The 20,162-nt window shown below is 61.7% G+C and carries 18 protein-coding genes; 9 read left to right on the top strand and 9 right to left on the bottom strand.

From position 1 onward, the window contains the following. Nucleotides 1–118 precede the first annotated feature (118 nt). The gene (locus IEY38_RS00450; protein ID WP_188974494.1) at nt 119–379 is read left to right on the top strand and encodes a hypothetical protein; all 261 of its coding nucleotides are present in this window, start codon (nt 119–121) and stop codon (nt 377–379) included. Nucleotides 380–489: 110 nt separating this feature from the next. Here the strand turns inward: IEY38_RS00450 and IEY38_RS00445 are convergent, their stop codons facing one another. Further along, complete coding sequence (locus tag IEY38_RS00445) at nt 490–2,742, bottom strand: NADP-dependent malic enzyme (RefSeq protein WP_170097272.1); 2,253 nt, start codon at nt 2,740–2,742, stop codon at nt 490–492. Between the two features lie 172 nt (nt 2,743–2,914). Then, nucleotides 2,915–4,828 carry a methyl-accepting chemotaxis protein gene (locus tag IEY38_RS00440; protein ID WP_188976095.1) on the bottom strand — a complete coding sequence of 638 codons (1,914 nt, stop codon included), beginning with the start codon at nt 4,826–4,828 and terminating at the stop codon, nt 2,915–2,917. Nucleotides 4,829–4,956: 128 nt separating this feature from the next. Between IEY38_RS00440 and IEY38_RS00435 the strand changes: the two genes are divergently transcribed. The 5 genes from IEY38_RS00435 to IEY38_RS00415 all read left to right on the top strand — a co-directional run bounded on the left by IEY38_RS00435 (nt 4,957) and on the right by IEY38_RS00415 (nt 8,727). Further along, a complete protein-coding gene (locus IEY38_RS00435; protein ID WP_170097273.1) occupies nt 4,957–5,445 on the top strand; it encodes a COX15/CtaA family protein in 489 nt (162 codons plus the stop codon). A gap of 64 nt (nt 5,446–5,509) precedes the next feature. After that, nucleotides 5,510–6,310 carry a basic amino acid ABC transporter substrate-binding protein gene (locus IEY38_RS00430; RefSeq protein WP_188974493.1) on the top strand — a complete coding sequence of 267 codons (801 nt, stop codon included), beginning with the start codon at nt 5,510–5,512 and terminating at the stop codon, nt 6,308–6,310. A 3-nt stretch (nt 6,311–6,313) separates the two neighbouring features. Beyond that, a complete protein-coding gene (locus tag IEY38_RS00425; protein ID WP_188974492.1) occupies nt 6,314–6,994 on the top strand; it encodes an amino acid ABC transporter permease in 681 nt (226 codons plus the stop codon). Next, nucleotides 6,991–7,743: an amino acid ABC transporter ATP-binding protein gene (locus IEY38_RS00420; RefSeq protein WP_188974491.1), complete on the top strand. Its 753-nt coding sequence runs from the start codon at nt 6,991–6,993 to the stop codon at nt 7,741–7,743. The genes IEY38_RS00425 and IEY38_RS00420 overlap by 4 nt, the downstream gene beginning before the upstream one ends. Before the next feature lie 3 nt (nt 7,744–7,746). Next, nucleotides 7,747–8,727 (top strand): amino acid ABC transporter permease, encoded by a 981-nt coding sequence (locus tag IEY38_RS00415; RefSeq protein ID WP_188974490.1) that lies wholly within the window; start codon nt 7,747–7,749, stop codon nt 8,725–8,727. Here the strand turns inward: IEY38_RS00415 and IEY38_RS00410 are convergent, their stop codons facing one another. Continuing rightward, complete coding sequence (locus IEY38_RS00410) at nt 8,728–10,254, bottom strand: replication factor C large subunit (RefSeq protein ID WP_188974489.1); 1,527 nt, start codon at nt 10,252–10,254, stop codon at nt 8,728–8,730. It abuts the gene before it with no gap. A 98-nt stretch (nt 10,255–10,352) separates the two neighbouring features. On the opposite strand from IEY38_RS00410, the gene IEY38_RS00405 reads away from it, so the two are divergent. Together IEY38_RS00405 and IEY38_RS00400 are read left to right on the top strand one after the other, a co-directional pair. Then, nucleotides 10,353–10,901: a type IV pilin gene (locus tag IEY38_RS00405; protein ID WP_188974488.1), complete on the top strand. Its 549-nt coding sequence runs from the start codon at nt 10,353–10,355 to the stop codon at nt 10,899–10,901. Between the two features lie 52 nt (nt 10,902–10,953). Continuing rightward, nucleotides 10,954–11,661, top strand: a complete 708-nt coding sequence (locus IEY38_RS00400; RefSeq protein ID WP_188974487.1) for a helix-turn-helix domain-containing protein — start codon at nt 10,954–10,956, stop codon at nt 11,659–11,661. Between the two features lie 27 nt (nt 11,662–11,688). On the opposite strand, the gene IEY38_RS00395 is transcribed toward IEY38_RS00400, so the two are convergent. From IEY38_RS00395 to IEY38_RS00375, 5 genes are all read right to left on the bottom strand, one after another. Next, nucleotides 11,689–12,903, bottom strand: a complete 1,215-nt coding sequence (locus IEY38_RS00395; protein WP_188974486.1) for a ZIP family metal transporter — start codon at nt 12,901–12,903, stop codon at nt 11,689–11,691. Then, a complete protein-coding gene (locus tag IEY38_RS00390) occupies nt 12,900–14,198 on the bottom strand; it encodes a multicopper oxidase domain-containing protein (RefSeq protein WP_188974485.1) in 1,299 nt (432 codons plus the stop codon). The genes IEY38_RS00395 and IEY38_RS00390 overlap by 4 nt, the downstream gene beginning before the upstream one ends. After that, nucleotides 14,198–14,509: a helix-turn-helix domain-containing protein gene (locus tag IEY38_RS00385; RefSeq protein WP_188974484.1), complete on the bottom strand. Its 312-nt coding sequence runs from the start codon at nt 14,507–14,509 to the stop codon at nt 14,198–14,200. The genes IEY38_RS00390 and IEY38_RS00385 overlap by 1 nt, the downstream gene beginning before the upstream one ends. A gap of 552 nt (nt 14,510–15,061) precedes the next feature. Then, nucleotides 15,062–16,399 carry a hydroxymethylglutaryl-CoA synthase gene (gene hmgB, locus IEY38_RS00380; protein WP_188974483.1) on the bottom strand — a complete coding sequence of 446 codons (1,338 nt, stop codon included), beginning with the start codon at nt 16,397–16,399 and terminating at the stop codon, nt 15,062–15,064. Nucleotides 16,400–16,497: 98 nt separating this feature from the next. Continuing rightward, nucleotides 16,498–17,184, bottom strand: coding sequence for a hypothetical protein (locus IEY38_RS00375; RefSeq protein ID WP_188974482.1), 687 nt, complete (start codon nt 17,182–17,184; stop codon nt 16,498–16,500). A gap of 220 nt (nt 17,185–17,404) precedes the next feature. Here IEY38_RS00375 and IEY38_RS00370 point away from each other — a divergent pair, with 220 nt between their 5' ends. After that, the gene (locus IEY38_RS00370; protein WP_229775188.1) at nt 17,405–18,115 is read left to right on the top strand and encodes a spore germination YkwD domain-containing protein; all 711 of its coding nucleotides are present in this window, start codon (nt 17,405–17,407) and stop codon (nt 18,113–18,115) included. A gap of 33 nt (nt 18,116–18,148) precedes the next feature. Here the strand turns inward: IEY38_RS00370 and IEY38_RS00365 are convergent, their stop codons facing one another. Next, nucleotides 18,149–20,146 carry a PKD domain-containing protein gene (locus tag IEY38_RS00365; RefSeq protein WP_188974480.1) on the bottom strand — a complete coding sequence of 666 codons (1,998 nt, stop codon included), beginning with the start codon at nt 20,144–20,146 and terminating at the stop codon, nt 18,149–18,151. Nucleotides 20,147–20,162 lie beyond the last annotated feature (16 nt).

Raw genomic sequence — 20,162 nt, 5'->3', positions numbered from 1 at the left:
TAATCTTCATAAGTTATGAAAATAGTCGCACCTGTTACTACGTACGTTCGGGGAACGTCACACAGACCAAATTTTATGTATTAGAAATGGGATAGTATACGGTAGGAGGTGAGTTACGTTGAGTACCAGAACTAACGGATCAGACGGTTTCAGCGGACAGTACGTCGAGCAACTGTTGCCGCGTCAGTCGCCGACGCGGCACGACCTCGTCCTCGCCGTCATCCCCGCGGTGTTCGTCCTCACGCTCGCCGCCGCGGTCGTTCTGGACCTCTCGCTGCAGGTGGCAATCGCCGGCGGCGCACTCGTCGGTGCTGTGGCGGTCCTTGATGCACTCTTCATCCATCCCCCGACTCGCGGTCGACGGCGAGGCGATACGTGACATCGCGTTCCGGCGACGGGCCTGAACGCTGATCTTTTCTGAATCGGCTTCAGAACGAACCGAACTCAGTACCTTCCTCAGTAACCGCTGGCAAGAGCCGGTTGTATCGATTACTCCTGCTGTGCGTCGACGACGGCGACGCCCGCAAGGTTTACGATGTCTTTGACCTCGTCGCCACGCTGGAGGACGTGGACCGGTTTGTCCATGCCGACGAGCATCGGGCCGATGGCCTCAGCGCCGCCCAGCCGCTGGAGGAGCTTGTAGCCGATGTTCCCGGCTTCGAGGTTGGGGAACACGAGGACGTTCGCAGGGTCGTCGAGTTCGGAGAACTCGTAGGTGTCTTGCAGGATATCCTCGACGACAGCGGTGTCAGCCTGCATCTCGCCGTCGACCGGGAAGTCCACGCGGTCGTCGTCCTGCAGGCGCGAAACCGCCCGACGGATCTTCTTGGTCCCGGGGTTGTCGACGCTGCCGAAGTTCGAGTACGACAGCATTGCCGCTCGCGGTTCGACGTTGAACCGACGCGCCAGTTCCCCGGTGTGTCGGGTGACCTCCTCCAGCACGTCCGTATCGGGGTCCTGATTAACTGTGGTGTCCGCACAGAAGATGACGCGGTTCTTGAACGTCAGCATGTACACCCCAGCCGCGTAGTCGGCGTCGTCGGCCGTGCCGATGACCTGCAGCGGCGGGCGCAGGGCGGAGGGGTAGTGGTGGGTCAGGCCGGTCAGCATCGCGTCGGCGTCGCCCATCTCGACCATCACACTGCCGAGGTAGTTGCCGTCCCGAATGAGTTCGTCAGCCTCGCGGCGCGTGATGCCTTTCCGCTGGCGGAGTTCGTACAGTCGGTCGGCGTAGTCGGCCACGTCGGCTGTCTCGGGGTCGACGACGACAGGGTCGAACTCTAGGCCGAACTTCCGGCGCGTGGACTCGATGCGGTCGGCGTCGCCGATAAGTATTGGCTCGGCGATACCCTGTTCGACCAGCTGGTAGGCTGCGCGGATCATCTTCTCGTCGTGGCCCTCGGCGAGTACGACCCGCTGGGGGTCGCTCTTGGCTTTGTTGAGCACGACGCGCATCATCTCGCGGGACTTGCCCAGCCGCGCTTCGAGCTCCTCGACGTAGGCCTCCGTATCGATTTCCGTCCGTGCTGCGCCGCTCTCGATGGCGGCCTCGGCGACTGCAGGAGTCACCTCAAACAGAACCCGCGGGTCCAGTGGTTTCGGAATGATGTAGTCGGGACCGAACTGCAGCGGCTGGTCGCCGTAGGCCTTGACGACCTCGTCGGGCACGTCCTGCCTTGCGAGATCGGCCAGTGCGCGGGCCGCGGCAACCTTCATCTCCTCGTTGATTTCGGTCGCTCGCACGTCAAGTGCACCGCGGAAGATGAACGGGAACCCGAGGACGTTGTTGACCTGATTCGGATAGTCTGAACGGCCGGTCGCCATAATGACCGTGTCGTCGCGGGCGGCCTTGGCCGACTCGTAGTCGATCTCCGGATCCGGGTTCGCCATCGCGAAGATGATGGGGTCGCTGGCCATCGACTGCACCATCTCCTGATCAACGATGCCACCGACAGAGAGCCCGACGAACACGTCCGCCCCCTCCATCGCGTCGGCGAGGTCACCCTCCGGGATGTCGCGTGCGAACTCCTGTTTGAACCGGTTGAGTTCCTCGTGAGTCGCCCGTTCCTCGGTGATGATGCCCGAGGAGTCACACATCGTGATGTTGTCCTTCGAGACGCCCAGTGAGACGTAGAACTTCGCCGAGGCGATAGCCGAGGCCCCCGCCCCGGAGAAGACGACCTCCAGGTCCTCCAGTTCCTTGTCGGCGATGTCGGCCGCGTTGACGAGCGCCGCGCCGGAGATGATCGCGGTCCCGTGTTGGTCATCGTGGAACACCGGGATGTCGAGTTTCTCGCTGAGCCGGCGCTCGACCTCGAAACACTCTGGGGCGGCGATATCTTCGAGATTGATGCCGCCGAAGGTCGGCTCCATCGCCTCTACCGTCTGTATCATGGCGTCGGCGTTGTCCGTGTCCAGCTCCACGTCGAACACGTCGATGTCGGCAAACCGCTTGAACAGCACGCCCTTCCCCTCCATGACCGGCTTCCCGGCTTCCGGACCGATGTCGCCGAGGCCGAGCACGGCGGACCCGTCGGAGACGACGCCCACGAGGTTCCCTTTCGCGGTGTACTCGAAGGCTTTCTCGGGATCTTTATCGATCTCCTCACACGGCGCGGCCACGCCGGGCGAGTAGGCTAGCGAGAGGTCCCGCTGTGTGTTCGTCGGCTTCGTCGTCGCGATCTCTATCTTCCCCGGCGGCTTGCTCCGGTGGTACTCCAGTGCGTCCTCGTCAAGTCCCATACCCGGATGTCGAACCCAACTGTAAAAAAGACAAGTTTACCGTCAATGGACGAGCGGTATAACGACGGTTGTCGAATGTCGGCTTGTTGCAGCGGTTTTTGTCACGCTCGTATCCCATCAATTGGAAAATACCCATCGCCGGGACATCGTCGTGCTGGACCACCTTCGAAGCTCAGTTCTTGCTAGTGAGTTCGCCGACTCGGTCGGTCAGTTCGGTGACCGCGTCTTCCTGCTGGTCGGTCGCCTCGACGATCTCCTTCGTCGCCGCCTCGGCCTCTTGAGCGTGGTTCTGTGCGTCTTCGACCATCGAAGTCACGTTCTCGATAGCGCTCGCCTGGTCGTCGTTGGCGTCGGCGACCTCTTGGATACCTCTCGTCGCCTCCTCGACGGCGTCGGAAATCTCGTCCAGCGCATCCAGCGCGTCTGCGATCTCGGACTCCGCACGCTCGACCTGCTCGTGGGAGGTTTCGACCATGTCGGCCGTTTCGGTCGCCTGATCCTGAATCGTCGTGATGCTTGTCGAGATCTCGGAGGCGTACTCGCTTGTCTCGTTTGCGAGCGTCTTCACCTCGTCGGCCACGACAGCGAACCCGCTCCCGCTTTCGCCGGCCCTGGCCGCCTCGATGTTGGCGTTCAGCGCGAGCATATTCGTCTGCTCCGCCACGTCGGCGATTATCTCGACGATCTCGCTCACTTCGTCCATCTGGTCGTCGAGGTCTGTGACGGTGTCCACGAGGTCTTCGCTCGTCTCGGTGAGGCCATCGGTAACGTCCATGACTGCTTCACCAGCATTTGATCCGTCTTCCGCAGCCGCCTTCGCGCGCTGTGCTGCTGACGCCACTTCGCTCGACGTTGCGGCGACTTCCTCCATCCCGGCCCCGATGTCCTGAATGTTGTCGGCCGCCTGGGTGAGGGAGTCGGTCTGTTCGGTAACCCGGCCCTCGACAGCCGCTGCGGACGCATTCGCCTGCTCGATAGTGGTCGCAAGTTGCTGTGCCTGTGCGTCCACTTGGTCCGCCAACTGCTCGACCTGTTCGGCCATATCGTTGAGCGACGTAACGACCTCGTACAGCTGGTCGTCGACGTATTCGCCGCCGTCGGCTCGGTCGAACGACGCCCGAGCGTCGAGGCGGCCGTTTTTGAGTGCGGCCATGGTTGATTTGACTTCGTCGACCAGGCTCGTCACAGCCTCGTGGCGGTTGGCCTCGTCAGTTCGGTCCTGGACCATCTCGACGACCGCGATGAGTTCGCCGTCGCCGTCGTAAATCGGGGCAGCGCTGAATGAAATGTGGCGTTCGTTCCCGTGCTGGTCGGCCATCACGCTCGTATCGCGGTACAGCGTGAAGTCTTCGTCCTCGACCTTCGGCACGTCGTACTCTGTGTGGGTGGTCTCCGGGGCATCGAGGACTTTGTCGGCGAGTGTCTTTCCGCGTCGGCCGTCCGGATAGAACGCCATACTCGCCATCTCCATCTCCTGTGCTTCGGCCTCGGAGACGCCGGTGAGGTTTTCTATCGAACTGTTCCAGCTGAGGATATCGCCGTTCGTATCCAGAACAAAGAGCGGCGTCCCGATATGCTGCAGTACGTCGTGGTAGTCGAACCCTTCGTTAGCGCCGCTTTTAGCTGCAGAGCCGCTGAACGAATCGATGCCGGCTTGGGAGACGGATCGTGTCGTTTCCAGTCCTTCGTGAAGCTCCGCCTCGACAGTGTCGATGGCGGCTTGGGCATCTGGGCCGAGTTCATCCCGAAGCTGCTCGAACGCACCTTCGACGAGCGATTCGGTGACGAAGCCTTGGGTTGCGATGAATTCGCGCTGGCTGATTCCGGCGCTTTCGTAGTCGCCGATCAGCGCTCGGAGTTCGTCAGGTTCAACTTCGAACTGTCGCTCGACGTGCTGTGTCCCGGTAGCGGCCTTCTCGGGGTCGTCGAAGCAGTCGTTGAGGCGTGGCGAGTCCGGGTCAATGGCGTCGGCCAGAAAGCGAGTTCGCCCGTCGCTCGTGACGAGTCCGCCATCCGCCCGTCTGGCCGCAGCGTCCGGAGAACGGGACCGCTGGCCGTAGAGATAGGTGCGGATCTGTTCGAGCATAAGGTAGCTATGTTCCATTCCAACACACCTGTAGATAAAGATGACTCCGGGAGTATCAGCAAAGATAATTGTACTTGTCGGCAGAGCGGGAAAAGAGAGCATAAGTACGTGCAACCGAAGTGCTAGGTATGACCACCCGTTTCCGCCGACTGGTGGCGACGACGACGGTGCTGACCTTCGCACTCATCCTGCTCGGCGTGTACACCGGTGCTATCGGTGCCGGGCTAACCTGTGAGGCACGCTGGCCGTTCTGTGACGGCTGGATGGGGCTGTTCCCCGCAAACTGGGCGAGCTTCGTCGAGTGGTTCCACCGTCTAGTCGCAATGGTTACCGGCTTCGGCATTCTCGGATCGACAATTGCCGCGTGGCGTGGCGAGTACAGCCGGCGGATCAAGCTCGCGACTGCCGTCGCAACGGTCGTACTCCCAGTGCAAGTCCTCCTCGGCGCGAACACCATCTTCAACTTCGGTGCCACGGCGCAGGTGCTCCACCACGGGGCCGCACAGCTCATCTTCGGTGCGATGGTCGCGGCGACGGCGTGGGCCTACACCGATACGGCGGAGTCGCCGTCGGTACAATCGGCCGATACCCAGCACACAGCACGCGCTGACGATTGAATACGAGTCCCACCTCCGTGGGTAACACGTAAGATATATTCCGGTCTGTCGTGTGGTGAGGACTATGTCAGACGACGGCCTTTCACGACGCCAGTATCTCTCCACGGTCGGTGGAACCGCAGTAACCGTCTCGCTTGCCGGCTGTTTCGGCGGCGGTGGCGGTAACGGTGGCGACGGCAGTACCGAAATCACTGCTGGAACTGCACCGGGGTTCCCCCCGTTCGAGATGAAGCAAGACGGCGAACTCGTCGGGTTCGACATCGATCTGCTTGAAGCGGTCGTCGACGAGACCGACTACACCCTGGCCGGCTGGGAGGAGTTCGAGTTCAAGTCCCTGATTCCGGCGCTGACCAACGAGAACATCGACGTGGTCGCCGCGGGGATGACGATAAACGACGAGCGCGACGAAACTATCGACTTCACCGATCCGTACTACAGTTCGAATCAAGCAATTGTCGTCCGTGAAGACGGTGACTTCTCACCGACGTCACTGTCGGATCTCTCCGGACGTGCTATCGGCGCACAGAAGGGGACCACCGGCGAGAGTACGATCCAGTCGGAGCTCATCGAACCGGGGAACCTCGACGAGTCGAACTACAACTCCTACGGCAACTACGTGCTGGCAGTCGAAGACCTCCAGAACGGCAACATCGACGCCGTGGTCATCGACGAACCGGTCGCCCAGACCTTCGCCGCCCAGCGCCCGGTTAACATCGCCTTCACGTACGAGACGGGCGAGAACTTCGGCTTTGGCGTCCGCGATGGCGACGACGAGTTCACGCAGGCACTCAACGATGGCCTGTCCACCGTCAGGGATGGCAGCACCTACCAGGACCTGACGAACAAGTGGTTCGGCCAGCAGTAACTGATGCAACCCCTCCCGTTGCAGAGTGACTGGGCGTTCGTTGCCGGGAACCTCGACCTGCTATTCGACGGTACGGTTTTCACCGTCGGCCTGACAGCGACGAGCATTCTGCTTGGCTTTCTGCTTGGGTTTCCGGCGGGAGCCATTGAGGTGTACGGCCGCGGCCCGCTCAAACGCGCCGTTGAGACGGCCGGCGTCGTTCTCCGCGGGACGCCGTTGCTCGTCATCATGATCCTGCTGTTTTTCGGCCTGTCGGTGTCAAGCAGCGCCTTCGTGACGGCGACCATCGCGCTCGGCCTCCGGAGTGCTGCATACCAATCGCAGATCTTCCGCGGCGCGCTCCAGAGCGTCGACGAGGGGCAACTGGAAGCCGCGCGCGCCATCGGCATGGGTCGGCTCCAGGCCATCCGTAGCGTCGTCGTCCCGCAGGCGTTGCGCCGGAGCGTGCCCGGCTTCCAGAACGAGTTCACGATCGTCCTCAAAGACACGAGTATCGCCATCGTCATCGGCCTCGGCGAACTGCTGACCGTCGGCCAGAACCTCTATCAGGGCGGTCAGAGTACCGCTGCACTTGAGATTTTCCTGACTGTGAGCCTCATTTACTTCGTTCTCACGTTCGTGACGAACCGCTCGCTCGATTACGTCGACGACCACTTTAGCATCCCCGGAGGTGAGCGGGCGTGAGCGACCCGTTGCTGGAGCTTGACGATGTGTACAAGTCCTACGGCGAGGAACAGGTGCTCTCCGGTGTCAGCTTCGAGATGGACGCCGGCGATGTCGACGTCGTTATCGGCCCCAGCGGAAGCGGCAAATCGACGATGCTCCGTTGTGTGAACCGCCTCACCGAGATCAACGGCGGCGACATCTACCTCGACGGCGACTGCATCACCGATGCGGACACCGACGTGAACGAACTCCGAAAACAGGTCGGGATGGTGTTTCAGGATTTCAACCTCTTTGCCCACCTCACGGCGCTCGGGAACGTCACACTCGGCTTGCGGAAAGTCCGCGGCATGGACAAAGCGACAGCCCAAGAGCAGGGCTACGAACATCTGGAACAGGTCGGGCTGCTGGATCAGGCAGACTCCTATCCCGCCGAACTTTCCGGCGGACAGAAACAGCGCGTCGGCATCGCCCGCGCGCTCGCCATGGACCCGAAGCTCCTCCTGTTCGACGAGCCGACCAGCGCGCTTGACCCCGAACTCGTCGGCGAAGTCGTTGAGGTGATGCGCGACCTCGCAGCGGAGGGCATCACGATGCTCGTCGTCAGCCACGAGATGGGGTTCGCGCGGTCGGCGGCGTCGGACATCATCTTCCTTGACGATGGGCAAATTGTCGAACACGGTCCGCCGGAACAGCTGTTCCAGAACCCACAGGCGGCCCGGACCGGTGAGTTTCTCAGCCGTCTCGAAACGGCCCACGAGGAGGAGTGACCGATGGGGACGCCGGAGTCCACGACTTCCGGGCGAACGCTCCGTGCCCGCGCCGCCGGGCTGACAGACCAGCCACTGACGCTACTTACCGTCGGGGTCTTCTGGACGTGGCTCGTCGTCCGGTGGACGAACGACTTCCTGCTTGACGGCGCGCTCATCGAGCGCAACACGTCGTTCTTCCCGGTCGGGCCGTTCGAGGCAGCCGCGTCGACGCTCGGCGCTCTCGCCGCGAGTCTCGGTCCGGTCGGGTTCCCCGTCCGCTGGCTCGCCGGCTTCTTCGAGTTTCTGGCGGCGTCGATTCCCTACTTGCCGCAACTGGCGACCGGCGTGTGGGCCACGATACTGCTGACGGTACTTGGCATCGCGCTGGGGTTCCTCATCGCCGTCCCGCTCAGCGTCGCCCGGGTGTACGGCGGGAGTGCCACTCGTTTGCTCGCGCTGGGATACACCGAACTGTTCCGCGGGACGCCGCTGCTCGCCCAGCTGTTCGTCCTCTACTTCGCGACGCCGCTGACGACGATCATCCGTGAACTGCCCGCGGTCGGGGCCGGATTCATCCCCGCGCAGGCGTTCTGGGTGGCCGTTATCGCGTTCATGCTCAACAGCGCCGCCTACCAGTCGGAGTACATCCGCTCGGCGCTGAACTCCGTCCCGGAGGGGCAACTCACCGCCGCGCGTGCCATCGGACTCTCGAAAGTCGATGGGATACGCCACGTCGTCCTGCCCCAGGGCCTTCGCTACGCCATTCCGGGCTGGTCGAACGAACTGGTGTACCTCATCAAGTACTCGTCGCTGGCGAGTTTCATCACCGTCCGTGAACTGTTCGAGCGGACTGACGCCATCGCTAGCGAAACCTACCGGTACACGGAGCTGTTCGTCCTCGCCGGCCTGCTGTATCTGGCGCTTGTTATCTCGGCGTCACTGGTGATGGAATACGTCGAGGACCGGGTCGCGATTCCCGGTCTCGGCACGACCAGCCGATGACTACATAAAGTCAGAAAGGCCGGACTGCTGGTCGTCGTCTTCGGCTGCGTCGCTCGCTGTTTCCGTCTCGTCATCGGTAGCGGTGCCGTCACTGGTGGCGTCGGATTCAGCGCCATCGTCCGCCGCAAGGGTCACCTGCTGGTCACCGCTCCCCTCGCCAGCATCGGTATCTGGAGCATCGCCACCTGTATCGCTTTCTCCGTCACCGCCGTCTGCACTCGCACCCTCGAAAACCCCGCCGGAGTGTTCGACGGCGGCTTCCTCCTTGAGCGCCTCTGCGTCGGCGACGATGTCCTGCACCTTGTTCGTGTCCTTGCCCGACCCGGTGACGAAAGAGATGTGTTCGGCCTCCATATCGTAGGTCGCAGCCATTGCCACCGTTAGGTCTCGATTCCGGCAGTGGTGCGTCATCGTCGAGAGGAACGGCATGATCTCCCGGCGGGCGGTTCGCATCGATACGCCGTCGATAGCGGCGATCTGCTGGGCGACGTAGTCCCGCGTGTTTCGGGTTCCCTTCGACCGGCCGAGTTTCGACCAGTAGCTCGGCGGGCCGTAGCGGGTCCAGCCGCCCTTCGTTCCGTCACGTGCCGCGGCGACGCCGGCGGTCATGTTGTCGCCGGCGTACCGCCAGAAGGAGTAGTTCTGTGTCTCCCGGACGCGGCCGAGCCACTGGTCGGCGTTCGAGAGGAACTCGTAGGCACGGACCAGTTCGGTTCCCTCGTAGTCCTTGGGCATGTTGTCCTCGATCCAGTTGATGAGGTCGTCTGGCGTCTCGTCCACGTCGTAACTGGCCTCTAGCGCTTCCTGTGCGCCGGCCTCCTTGAGAACCACGTCGAGATACTCGAAGATGCCCTCGGTCGTATCGCGCTCGCCGGTCACCACGTCGTCGGCGGTCAGGCGCTCCGTCGTCTCGGCGATGGCCTGGAGGTCCTTGACCGCGCCCCGCAGGTCGCCGCTGTTCTGCTCGGCGAGTTCCTGCAGCGCGTCGGACTCGTACTCGACGCCCTCTTGACGACAGAGATCACGGAGGACGGGAACGATAGAGCGAGGCGAGACGTCCCGGAACTCGATGTCCTGGCAGTTGTTCCGCAGGCCGTTTGACATCTCGTAGTACTCGTTGGCGATGAGAATCATCGGCTGGCTGGCCTCCTTCACGAGGGCCGTTATCGCCCGTGCACCCCCGCGGTCAGCGTTGCCGTGGATGTTGTCTGCCTCGTCCATGATGACGAGTCGGCGGCCGCCACCGCCAGCGGTCAGTGTCCCGGACTTGGCGGCCTCGCCGGCCACCCGATTGATGACGTCCTTAGTTCGGGAGTCGCTGGCGTTGAGTTCGATGGTCGGCCACCCCATGTCGTTTGCCAGCGCGTGGGCGGCCGAGGTCTTCCCGATACCCGGGGACCCATAGAGGATGACCGCCTCGCGGTGGTCGTCCCACGTGTCCGCCCACTCTTTGAGTGCGTCGCGGGCCTTGTCGTTGCCCCGCACCTCCGACAGCGTCGTCGGGCGGTACTTCTCCGTCCAATCCATTTGATTGTGGTTGGCGCGACCGGCGTTTAGTGATTGCGGAGCAGTACCGGTCTACTGCTGAGGTTTTTATCGGAAGCAACGGACAGCGTGTCTCACCAGTGGCCGGACGAGATCTCCATCGTGACCCTCGCGGCGTCAGTCCCGTCATCGGCGTGGTCCTTATGCTCTCGATTACCGTTCTCCTGGCGGCGACAGTCGGCGGGTTTGTGTTCACTGCGAGCAGCGACCTGAACCAACGGACGCCCACCGTCGCCCGCTCGACCGGAAACTTCGTGACTGGCCCATCGGGGGGATGCGGCGGAAACACAGTAGTGATTCGACACGATGGCGGCGACTCGGTCCCAGCGGACGAACTGGAAGTCGCTGTCGCACTACCAGACACCGACGCCCGCATCGTCGACCTGCCAGTGTCCGGGACAGCGCTGTCAGCAAGCAATACCGACGACCCCGACAACGTCGTCTACGATTACTGTGTCGGCGGTGTCATCGCCAACGGGGGCCAACAGTGGTCGGCGGGTCGGGCCATCACCTTCCAGTTGAACGCCGGCGGTGGTACCGTCGAACCGGGCGATACCATCGAGGTACGCGTCGTTCACACCCCGTCGAACGGTGTCCTTGCTGCCGTCGAACTGACTGCCCGCCGGTAAGCGCCCGTGGTTCCGATACCCTTTTATTCGCGACCCTCCAGCGTGTGAACTAATGGCAGGGGGCGCACGCGATGACCTCGCGGAAAAAATGGCGGGTGAGGTGGCACTGAGCGACGACCCAGGGGCGACCCTGCGGAAGTGGCGCACTGACTTCGGCGTTGCACAGACCGAACTCGCCGACGAACTCGACGTCTCCCCGTCCGTGGTCTCGGACTACGAGAGCGGGCGGCGCGACAATCCCGGTATCGGCGTGGTCCGGCGACTCGTCGTCGCACTGCTCGACATCGACGAGAACCGCGGCGGTGACCACATCCGCCAGCACGCCCGCGTGCTCTCGGCGGGGTTCGACAGCGACGTGGTCCACGACCTCCGCGAATACTCCGCGAATGTTGGTGTCGAGCGCGTCTACGACGCCATCGACGCCGAAGAACTGTTCCGGGGCAGTCAAGACACCGTCGCCGGCCACACCGTCATCAACTCCATTGCCGCCATCACGCGCCTCTCCTCGGACGAGTTCTACCAGCTATACGGTCAGTCGACGAACCGCGCGCTCGTGTTCACGAACGTGACCCGCGGCGAGTCCCCGCTCGTCGCGCTCCGCGTCGTGTCACCGACGCCAAACGCCGTCATCCTCCACGGGCTTGACGAGGACGCTGTCTGGGAGCACGCACAGGATCTCGCTCGCATCGACGACTTCTCGCTTGCGATCACCGACGTGGATCTCGAAGACCTCCTCGGCGGCCTGCGGACATTGCCGTAACGGGGAAGTCGCTGACGCGGTCCTAACTCAGAGAGCGACCAGCAGATCCGTCGCGTACATAATGACCAGTCCCAGAAGGAACGCGAAGACGTTCGTTGCCGTCCCGAGGGAACCCTGGTCACGAATCATCGTGCCGATCTCCCAGTTCACTTGGAGGATCGCGCCGACGCCGATCGCTAGGAAGAGCGCTCCGAGGGTTGGTGAAAAGGCAACACTTCCGATCCACCCACCGAAGATGACTGGGGCACCAGCGATGAGGCCCAGTGCGGCGAAGTGGGCGAGCGATGGGCGTTTCCCGTCGGCGACCGGGGCGACCACGGCCGGCCCCTCGGTGACGTTGTGGATCATGAAACCGATGACCAGGAACGCGCCCAGCGACACCTTTCCAAGGGCGATGGAACTCCCGATGGCAAGTCCCTCAGCGAGGTTGTGCAGCCCGATCGAGAGGGCGACAAGGTAGGCCAGACCGAGTGGCGAGACCCTATCAGCGTTCCACTTCGAAACGGCCTGGATGAGCAATAGCGCACTCAGGATACCGAGGACCACGAGCAGTGACCCCTCGTAAGCACCTGGTATCTGCTCGGCAAGTTCGAACGCCTCGAAGCCAGCGTCGAACGCCAGGAACGCTAGCACGCCGATTGCGAACATGAGCGTGCCGTGAAGCGCGCGCACGCTCATCCGCTGCATGACGGGGAACCAGAGCATCCCGAGGACAACCGGGATGACTCCGACAAAGAGCCCGATGACAGCCAGTAGCCCGATGAGGTCACCCGTGAGACCTGGGTTAACGGCAGGTGCAGGAATCGTGTGGCCGAACGTCGCGCCGTTGTCCAAGACAATCTTGGTGTGGATGTCCCACCCAGACGTCCAGTGATACGGGACGACGATCCGCCCGCTTTCCATCGATCCGAGTGTTTCGGTCTCCTCACCACCAGCGTACAGCGTGAAATCCCAGTACGCGTCGTTTACGTGTACCTGACTGACCGTCACCTGGTTCGGCCCGTTGTTCGTCACGTGGAGGACGATGGTTTCGTCGTTCGGGAGCGACGTGTGCGTGATGGACACGTCCGGCGGTGCCTCGCCGGTTTCCAAGCCAGCAAACGGGGTTGCGAGCAAGAAGCCGGCGACGACGATGGCGAGCAATATGAGCGGTGTAACTGCGCCGACCCATGTCGGTACCCCGAACGGCATCTCGGATTTCGCGTCCACTGTTCCGCCGTCGGTTCGCTCGCGGTCACTCATGATTTCACCTCGAAGAAGCTCATCCAGCCGAGTTCAGCGAACTCTGACTGGTGTGCGTGAAACATGTACAGCCCCGGCTGGTGGTCCGAGTAGTCCAGTTCGATGATGCCGCGCTGTGCCTGACATTGCATGATCGTGTCGATTTTCTTGTGTGTCGGCTTGAGCGTGGTACCGTGGTCGTAGTAGTCGAAGAACTGCGAGTGAGTGTGAAAGGAGTTGATCAGGTCGAACTCGATGGCGTTGACCAGATACACCCGCTGGCGCTGGTCGCGCTGTATCTGGATCGGCTTGATCGTCTCACCGCCGGTCCACTCTCCTTCAGTGGCATCAGTGTTGGCGACGCCGTACGCGAACGCTCGCGTATTTGCCGCGTACACCTCGTTGTCGCCGTCGAAATTTGTGTCAAAGCCGTTCATCACCATCACCATCTCGTCGACCTCGTCGGCCCGGTGTTCGTGGTTCCGGAGTTTCGCCTCCTCGACCAGCTCGGCACGGAGTTCGTCCGTCATCGGGCCGTGGTAGTTGATGTAATCCCGCGGATTGTTCCGCACCCGTTCAGGATCTGGATCGACGATCATCGCGCCGTACAGCCCGCGATGGATGTGTTCTTTCAGCGGCATCGAATGGCAATGATAGAAGTGACAGCCGGCCGGTTTGGCCTGCCACTCGTAAACGAACTCCTCGGTCTGTTCGATGACGCCGGGGCCGTTTTGCGGGATGCCGTCCATCCGCGGGTTCACGTTCTTGAGATGCGGGTGAATGGTATGGGGGTGTTCTTGGCCATTGGTGAATTTGACTCGGATGATCTCGCCCTCGACCGCACGGATCGTCGGCCCGGGCACCTGGCCGTTGTACGTCCAGGCGGGGAACGTGACTCCCGGTGCGATTTCGATGTTCCGTAACGAGGCCGAGAATTCGAACTCGCGGACGCGTTGCCCGTTCTCCTCTTTGACTGTTCCCGTGTTGAACTCTCGGAGGAACGAGTGCGGGTCGAAGTCCGCCGACTGGTATTCTCCAACGGTCCCTGATGCGCCGTGAGGGGACGGGATCGATTCGTGCTCACCGTCTGCACTGACGGATCCCGAGAAACCAATCGCACTGGCACCGGCGAGTCCAAGACCGCCCAGTACTGCTCGACGACTGACGGCCGCGTCTTCTTTGACAGCCGAAACGAGTCGGCCGGTCAACGTCTCTGTCAGTTCTGCGGCGTCGTCACGTTTTCCGCCCGAAGACTGGCCAGATTCCCGGTCAGCAGCCGCGTTCTCTCCGGCGGAGTCCTGCCGGTCATTAGCCATCAGGCTACACCCCGACGTTCGTCCGTCTTCGTACCGGCCGGATGGACGCGAATGGCGTCAGTGATACTGTCAGGCAGCGACTGTTTGGTTCCGTCGTCGAGTGTGACCGGCTCACCGCCCTCGGTGAGCCGTGTTCCAGTGTACTTCTCGCGGTCGATCAATTCGTACGGTTCGAGTGTGTCGGGCATCCTCGACACTATCGGTGGTTGCACGCCGATCGCCTCGGCAATACGTTTCATCGTAACAGGACTGTTACTCTCCTGTTCGAGGCAATAGATTGCCTCGGGATAGGGTTCTATTTTGGGCCTCATCGTACGACAGATTAGACCTATCTAATTTATAAATTTGGTGTACTAATGCATGGTCGGCGTTGTATTCCGATAGGAGGGTGAAGCAGGCAGCGACTCTCTTGGATTGGTAATCTTCGCTGAAATAAGAGAACGGGAAGTTGGCGGGCTCGACATCGGGATCGTGTTGCCGCCCTATCTGCAATCGATCAAACAGGTGGACGCTTCCAACTCGCCACGGGGACGGCCACCTCTCTGTTGGTTCTTGTGGACGAGAGTGACCGGAGCAATGGACAGGCCTTGCAGCGGTGCAAGGCCAGCCCTCTCAGTCAGGAATGTCGGACGAACTGCCGGTCACCGTGTTCACCGGCTGGAGCCTCCTGCTCGCGGCTGCACCGCTCGTCGTGTACGAGACTCACTCCCTACGCTCGTGCCTCTCACTATTCTCCACGGCTCCCTGCGGTCCCCGTTTCGATTCGAGGGTTTCGCTCGCGCTGCTCGCTTCGATCCTCGCTATTCTCGCGGCTGCGCCGCTCGTCGTATATGAGAGCCACTCCCTATGGTCGTGCCTCTCACTTACTCCACGTACCGATACTTCCGCTCACCCATCCGGCCCCAGCCGTCGAAGGCGAACTCCTTTTCCGGTGCGGTGAACTCCTCGACATCGGCCTCAGTATCGTGATTATGGACGTCGTGGACCTGTTCGTACTCGGCGAAAGAGAGGTCGTAGCGGTTCCGGATCTGCTCGTCGATGTCGAGCGCGCCGATTTCCTCCTCCCAGCCAGGGACAACGGTTTCGGCGTGGACCTCCGCCTGTGCGCCGGACCCGTAGGAGGCCACTAACAATCGGGCTTCGTCCAGATCCAGTCCGTTCTCACGGGCGTGTTTCAGCCCAGAGGCACGAGCGATGTGGACAGAACCGGTGTACCAGTTCCCGACCTCCCGGGAGATCTCGAGCGTCGGCTCGATGGTATTGGCGTACCAGTCCTGATAGCGCTCGGTTTCGGTGAGTGCGTCCGTGTACTCCTTGATCGCCGCGTGGAACTCGTCGTCGGTCTCGAAGTCCGAACGCATGGGCTGGTGGCCGATTTCCTCGGCGAGCAGTTCGCCTACGTCCGTGCCGCGAACGATGTGCCGGTAGCCAAGCGCTGCGGCCTTCCGGACCATCCCCGGGAACGGCGTGTGGAACGGAATCATCTCGTAGTCTCCCGGATGGATGTCGCCGGCCACCTCGGCGAAGTCCTCCAGCGCCTCGCGCATACGGGCGAGGTAGACGTTCACCGAGCGCTTACCGTCGACGGACGGGAACTGCTGATTGGGCTTGAGGAAGTCAGTTTCGTCGGCGCTACCGTACCCCTGCTCGGTCGAGAGTTCGACCAGATTCGGGTCTTCGTCGACGAGCATCGCCACCGCACCGGCTCCCTGCGTGGCCTCGCCGGGATCGTCGCGGGCGTACAGTGCGGTGTCAGTTGCGATGACAAGCGCGGCCCGACCGCGGTTCCGTCCGGCGCGGATCCAGTTGTATGCGTCGTCGAGGCTCTGTGTCCCGGAGATACAGGCGAACTTCCGCTCGCCCTTGTTGGCGTGGTGGAAGTTCTCGTCGTACACCTGTTCGAGACAGCCCGCGATGTACGTCGAAACGGGCTTCGAGTTGTCGAAGGCACTCTCAGTCGCCACGTCAATACGGCCGATGTCCTCGGGCGTCAGTCCCTTGCGCTCCATCAGACGATGGGCCGCGTTCGCCCCCATCGTGACGATGTCCTCGTACACGTCCGGGAACGACGACGCGCGCAGGCCGAGCCCCTTCGTGTACTTCCCCGGGTCGTCTCCTTGAGCCGGCGCGAACGTCTCCGCGAGGTCGAGTTTGAGCTTCCCGGTCCAGATCTCCATGGCATCGATACCGACTGCAGTCATGAATCTAGCGTCAGCGTGGATGTATATGGGCTTGTCGACTGGTATTTCGACGGTTGACTAGTATTGCGCAGATGGGCCACGAACCCGCTGTGAGACAGTTACTCGCTGGTCGTCGGTTCCGTATTAAAAGAGAAATCGACCATGCATTCGCCTTCGAGAACATCGTATGGCTCGTCCGGTGACGGAACGGCACGTGACCAGTCGGTGTTGTTGACGACGAGCCGATACGTCCCCGGCGAGATGGTAATTCGGTTCTCGGGGACGTTCGTCTCGTGGAACCGCGACACCTCGCCAGCGTACCGAGCCCGGTGGCGGCTCTGAAATGCCCGGTACTCGTCTTCGGTGAACAGGATGACGTCCACGGCCGGGCCGCGCCGAACGATGAGATCGTAGGTGAGCGTCGTCTGGTCAGTCGCGTCAACTGTGAAATCCTCGTACTCGTTTTCCTCCAGTCGGAATGTCGTATCGACCGACCGGTGGTTCGGCTCGGGTGTCGGCGTCGGTGTCTCAGTCTCGACCTGAATCCGTGCCGACGTCTCCGTAGAGCTGTTCGTCCGCGACGCCTCGGTGCGCTGCGCTGTTGACGTGTTCGCCGGAGCCGCAGCGCGATCTGTTGCTGGGGTCGAGGTAGTACCGACGCGATCAGTTGTAGCAGTCCGCTGTGACGCTGCCGGTTCCGGGACTGGTGTCGTCTCGGACTCCTGTGCAGGTCGATTCCCGAGACAGCCGGCGGAGAGCGCGGCGAGCACCGAGGCCCCGAAGCCGCGCCGCGACAGGTCACCCATACTTCAGGACACTCATCCACAGTAAAGATGTTTACGGGCGGGTTTTCGCCGCTGGTAATCGGAGCTCCAACACTGTCCAAACATATTTGTGGAGAGAGAGCCGAATGTACGCCGTTCGAGACGGTTCCGGGACAACTGTGACTCAGATATCAGTTCTCGGAACGGGACAGGAACGTTTCATATGAACAGATCGGTCATCACACTCGGTTTGGTAGTTCTGGTGGCACTCAGTGTCTCTGGACTCGCAGGAGTAGCGGTCGAGGGGACGCTTGGTGCAAACGCAACCGAGTCAGCACCGGCGGAATCCACGGAACGATCACCAGCAGCGACGCCCAGTGCAGAACGTGTGTCACCGGCGACGCCGAGTAGCCAGGAGACTGCGGCCGGAGTGACGCAGTCCGCAGAACCTACCGCGACGCCGGATGCGGCACGGACCACGCCAGCTGATTCGGGGACAGATATCGATATGGCCCGCCTCGAAGACCGGCTTGTAGCGGCAATCAACGACCGGCGTGGCAACCCGGTTGCCAACGACGCCTTCGATGGTTCTCTCTCAGATGAGACCAACACCGGGCAGAAGTTGTCGGCGATGGCCGGAAACCACAGTGAGCGAATGGCTGCACAGGGGGCGGCCTCCCCGATTGCGAACGGGTCAGACACGACAGACCGGTACGCAGCCGCCGGACTGTCCGAGCAGTGTCGCCTCCGCCACGAAGGGAACGCGTACTTCCGCCCGGTGACTGACCTCGAACTGGTCACGAGCGTCGACCCGAACGGGGCAAACGCGACCCGAGTCGCCGATACCGTCGCCGACCACTGGTTCGACTTCTCCGGTCCCCGCGACACGTTGTACATGGCGAACGCGAACCACATCGGCGTCGGCGCGGCGACTGCCGACGGTGTCGTCTATATTACCGTGAATCTCTGCTGAGGTCGGTGACGGGACGGAATGACAAAACGGACGTTATGGCACTTCTTTACGGACCGTGTTGGCGTTCCCTTCTGCGTCGACGACACGGAGCGCTACTTTCGTGCCAGACGACACCCGTCTCTTCTCTAATGTCTGGCCGTTCGCATCGTCGAAGATACCGTCGCCGTCGAGGTCCCACTCGTAGGCCGCGATGTCTCCCTGCGGGTCACTGGACTGGCTGGCATCGAAATCCCATTTCCCGTTCGATTCTCCCCCGTTGGAGGTTATCGTGAAGTCCGCGTTCGGTTGCGCGCTCGTGTTCGCGCCGCCGGGGGTGACCGTGAACATCTTTGAATCGGTACCGCCACTCGATAGCTCGTAGGTGACGGTTATCGTGACGCTTTCGCCGTTCATCCCTGTCTGGACACCGAACCGTTCGAACTCGAATAAATGAAACGTCGCAATCGAGCCGTCGGACATGACTGGATTCGGCCCGGCTAGATCTCGCTCTTGATTGTCGACATCGATGACACGTGGAATGTCTGTCCCGCCATTGAAATCAGTGTAGCCGTCGGTGTCCGCTTCGATGTACAACTCGTTTTCTTGGGGCGCTGGATCGCGGTAATTGCGGTAACTGTCACTAAGAAAGTCGATATTTTCGTCCACAGCGTCGATAGCAACCGTTGTTATAGTGATCGTATCACCTACCTCATTTGTGACGCTAAACTGCACACCCCCATCAGGACCTCCGTCACTGTCGAGGGCAACGGCGTCCTCGTTGTAGATGAGGCCACTGTTGCCGGACCCACCACCAGAGCCTTGGTTCGCCTCCGTCACCGTCACCGGAATCGAAACGTTTTCCGGAGTCTCACCGACGAACGAACCGTCGATTTCATCGAGGCTGAACTGGACGGTGTATGTTCCAGTTGCCGTCGACTGGCTTGCGTTGTAGACGAATTTGACGCGACCGTCGCTGTCAGACGATTCTGTGTCCGGGGTAAGTGACCCCGTGTTACTCCCTTCGACTGAGCCGTTGACTGTGACACCGCTTACAGGGTTGTTGTACGCGTCCCGAACCTCCAGTACGATTTCTCCGTCGCCGCCCTGCTGGACGCTGATCTCGTTATCATCGACAGTTGTAAGATACGCGTCGTTCTCCGCAGTTACCTTCGTCCCGACACCCGCCTTCGCCATCTTCAGGCGGTAGTTCACCCCTCGCTCGAAGACGATAGTGACGTTGTAGAGCGAGCCAGGTCCCTCCGCCTCAATGACGTTCGCGATGTACCGGTTGTTGCTTTTGTTACCCGGATTCGGATCGACTTCGTCGTCGAGAAGCGCTCTCCATTCCGACGCCGGCAGCCGTGAGAGAAACGACACTGAGACGTTCGACGTCTCGGTTGCGTTCGTCACGCGGACCGTTCGAGACGACTGCGACGTCGGCTTCACGTCGACCGTGACTGAGTCGCTTGCCGAGCGACTCAGCGACCCATTGAGAGCGACGAGCGTGATGTCGCGCCCGTCGACCATCGCCTGTTCAGAGAGCGTGATATTGCCCTCGCGGAACTGGTTGTAGACGAGCGAGTGCTCGTAGACAGTTTCCGGGGCCTCCCCGTAGACGTTGTACTCCGGCTTGTACGCGATGGCGCCCGTGTTGTAGTGCCGTGGCGTGGCTCCGTCCCAGTAATCTGCCGTCTCAGGCGTAATCGCCTCGGCGTTGCGAACCGTGAGGTTTTGCGATTCGTTCGTCGTGCCGTCCGTGTACAGCAATCCTGACGGCGGCCCGGGATTCGTCGCTACCAGCCGACTCGGGTATCGCGTCCCCAGCTGGACCGAGACGGCCTGCCGGCTCGGCTGTCCCGGGACTGAGATGATGGCGTTTCGCAGGTCCTGCAGTTGCGTCTGGACCTGCTGATTGTGGTTGAACTCCACCTCCCGGTTTTGCTCCGGGACAGCAAACGCCTGATACGAGGAGAAGGCGATGATAAGCACGCCGAACAGCAGTACAGCCCCGACCTGTACTGACTGCGCGCGCTCATCGCCCGTGAAAGTCATGGCGATGAGTTGCGGA

It is taken from the genome of Haloarcula sebkhae, from assembly GCF_014647415.1.
GTDB classification, from domain to species: Archaea; Halobacteriota; Halobacteria; order Halobacteriales; family Haloarculaceae; genus Haloarcula; species Haloarcula sebkhae.
This window is presented reverse-complemented; position numbering and strand designations above follow the sequence as displayed.

Bases quoted from the DNA above. Each gene is read 5' to 3' on its own strand.
- IEY38_RS00385 (WP_188974484.1), bottom strand. From the start codon at position 14,509: ATGAGGCCCAAAATAGAACCCTATCCCGAGGCAATCTATTGCCTCGAA.
- hmgB (WP_188974483.1), bottom strand. From the start codon at position 16,399: ATGACTGCAGTCGGTATCGATGCCATGGAGATCTGGACCGGGAAGCTC.
- IEY38_RS00400 (WP_188974487.1), top strand. From the start codon at position 10,954: ATGGCAGGGGGCGCACGCGATGACCTCGCGGAAAAAATGGCGGGTGAG.
- IEY38_RS00440 (WP_188976095.1), bottom strand. From the start codon at position 4,828: ATGCTCGAACAGATCCGCACCTATCTCTACGGCCAGCGGTCCCGTTCT.
- IEY38_RS00390 (WP_188974485.1), bottom strand. From the start codon at position 14,198: ATGGCTAATGACCGGCAGGACTCCGCCGGAGAGAACGCGGCTGCTGAC.
- IEY38_RS00410 (WP_188974489.1), bottom strand. From the start codon at position 10,254: ATGGATTGGACGGAGAAGTACCGCCCGACGACGCTGTCGGAGGTGCGG.
- IEY38_RS00445 (WP_170097272.1), bottom strand. From the start codon at position 2,742: ATGGGACTTGACGAGGACGCACTGGAGTACCACCGGAGCAAGCCGCCG.
- IEY38_RS00430 (WP_188974493.1), top strand. From the start codon at position 5,510: ATGTCAGACGACGGCCTTTCACGACGCCAGTATCTCTCCACGGTCGGT.
- IEY38_RS00425 (WP_188974492.1), top strand. From the start codon at position 6,314: ATGCAACCCCTCCCGTTGCAGAGTGACTGGGCGTTCGTTGCCGGGAAC.
- IEY38_RS00415 (WP_188974490.1), top strand. From the start codon at position 7,747: ATGGGGACGCCGGAGTCCACGACTTCCGGGCGAACGCTCCGTGCCCGC.
- IEY38_RS00375 (WP_188974482.1), bottom strand. From the start codon at position 17,184: ATGGGTGACCTGTCGCGGCGCGGCTTCGGGGCCTCGGTGCTCGCCGCG.
- IEY38_RS00365 (WP_188974480.1), bottom strand. From the start codon at position 20,146: ATGACTTTCACGGGCGATGAGCGCGCGCAGTCAGTACAGGTCGGGGCT.
- IEY38_RS00435 (WP_170097273.1), top strand. From the start codon at position 4,957: ATGACCACCCGTTTCCGCCGACTGGTGGCGACGACGACGGTGCTGACC.
- IEY38_RS00395 (WP_188974486.1), bottom strand. From the start codon at position 12,903: ATGAGTGACCGCGAGCGAACCGACGGCGGAACAGTGGACGCGAAATCC.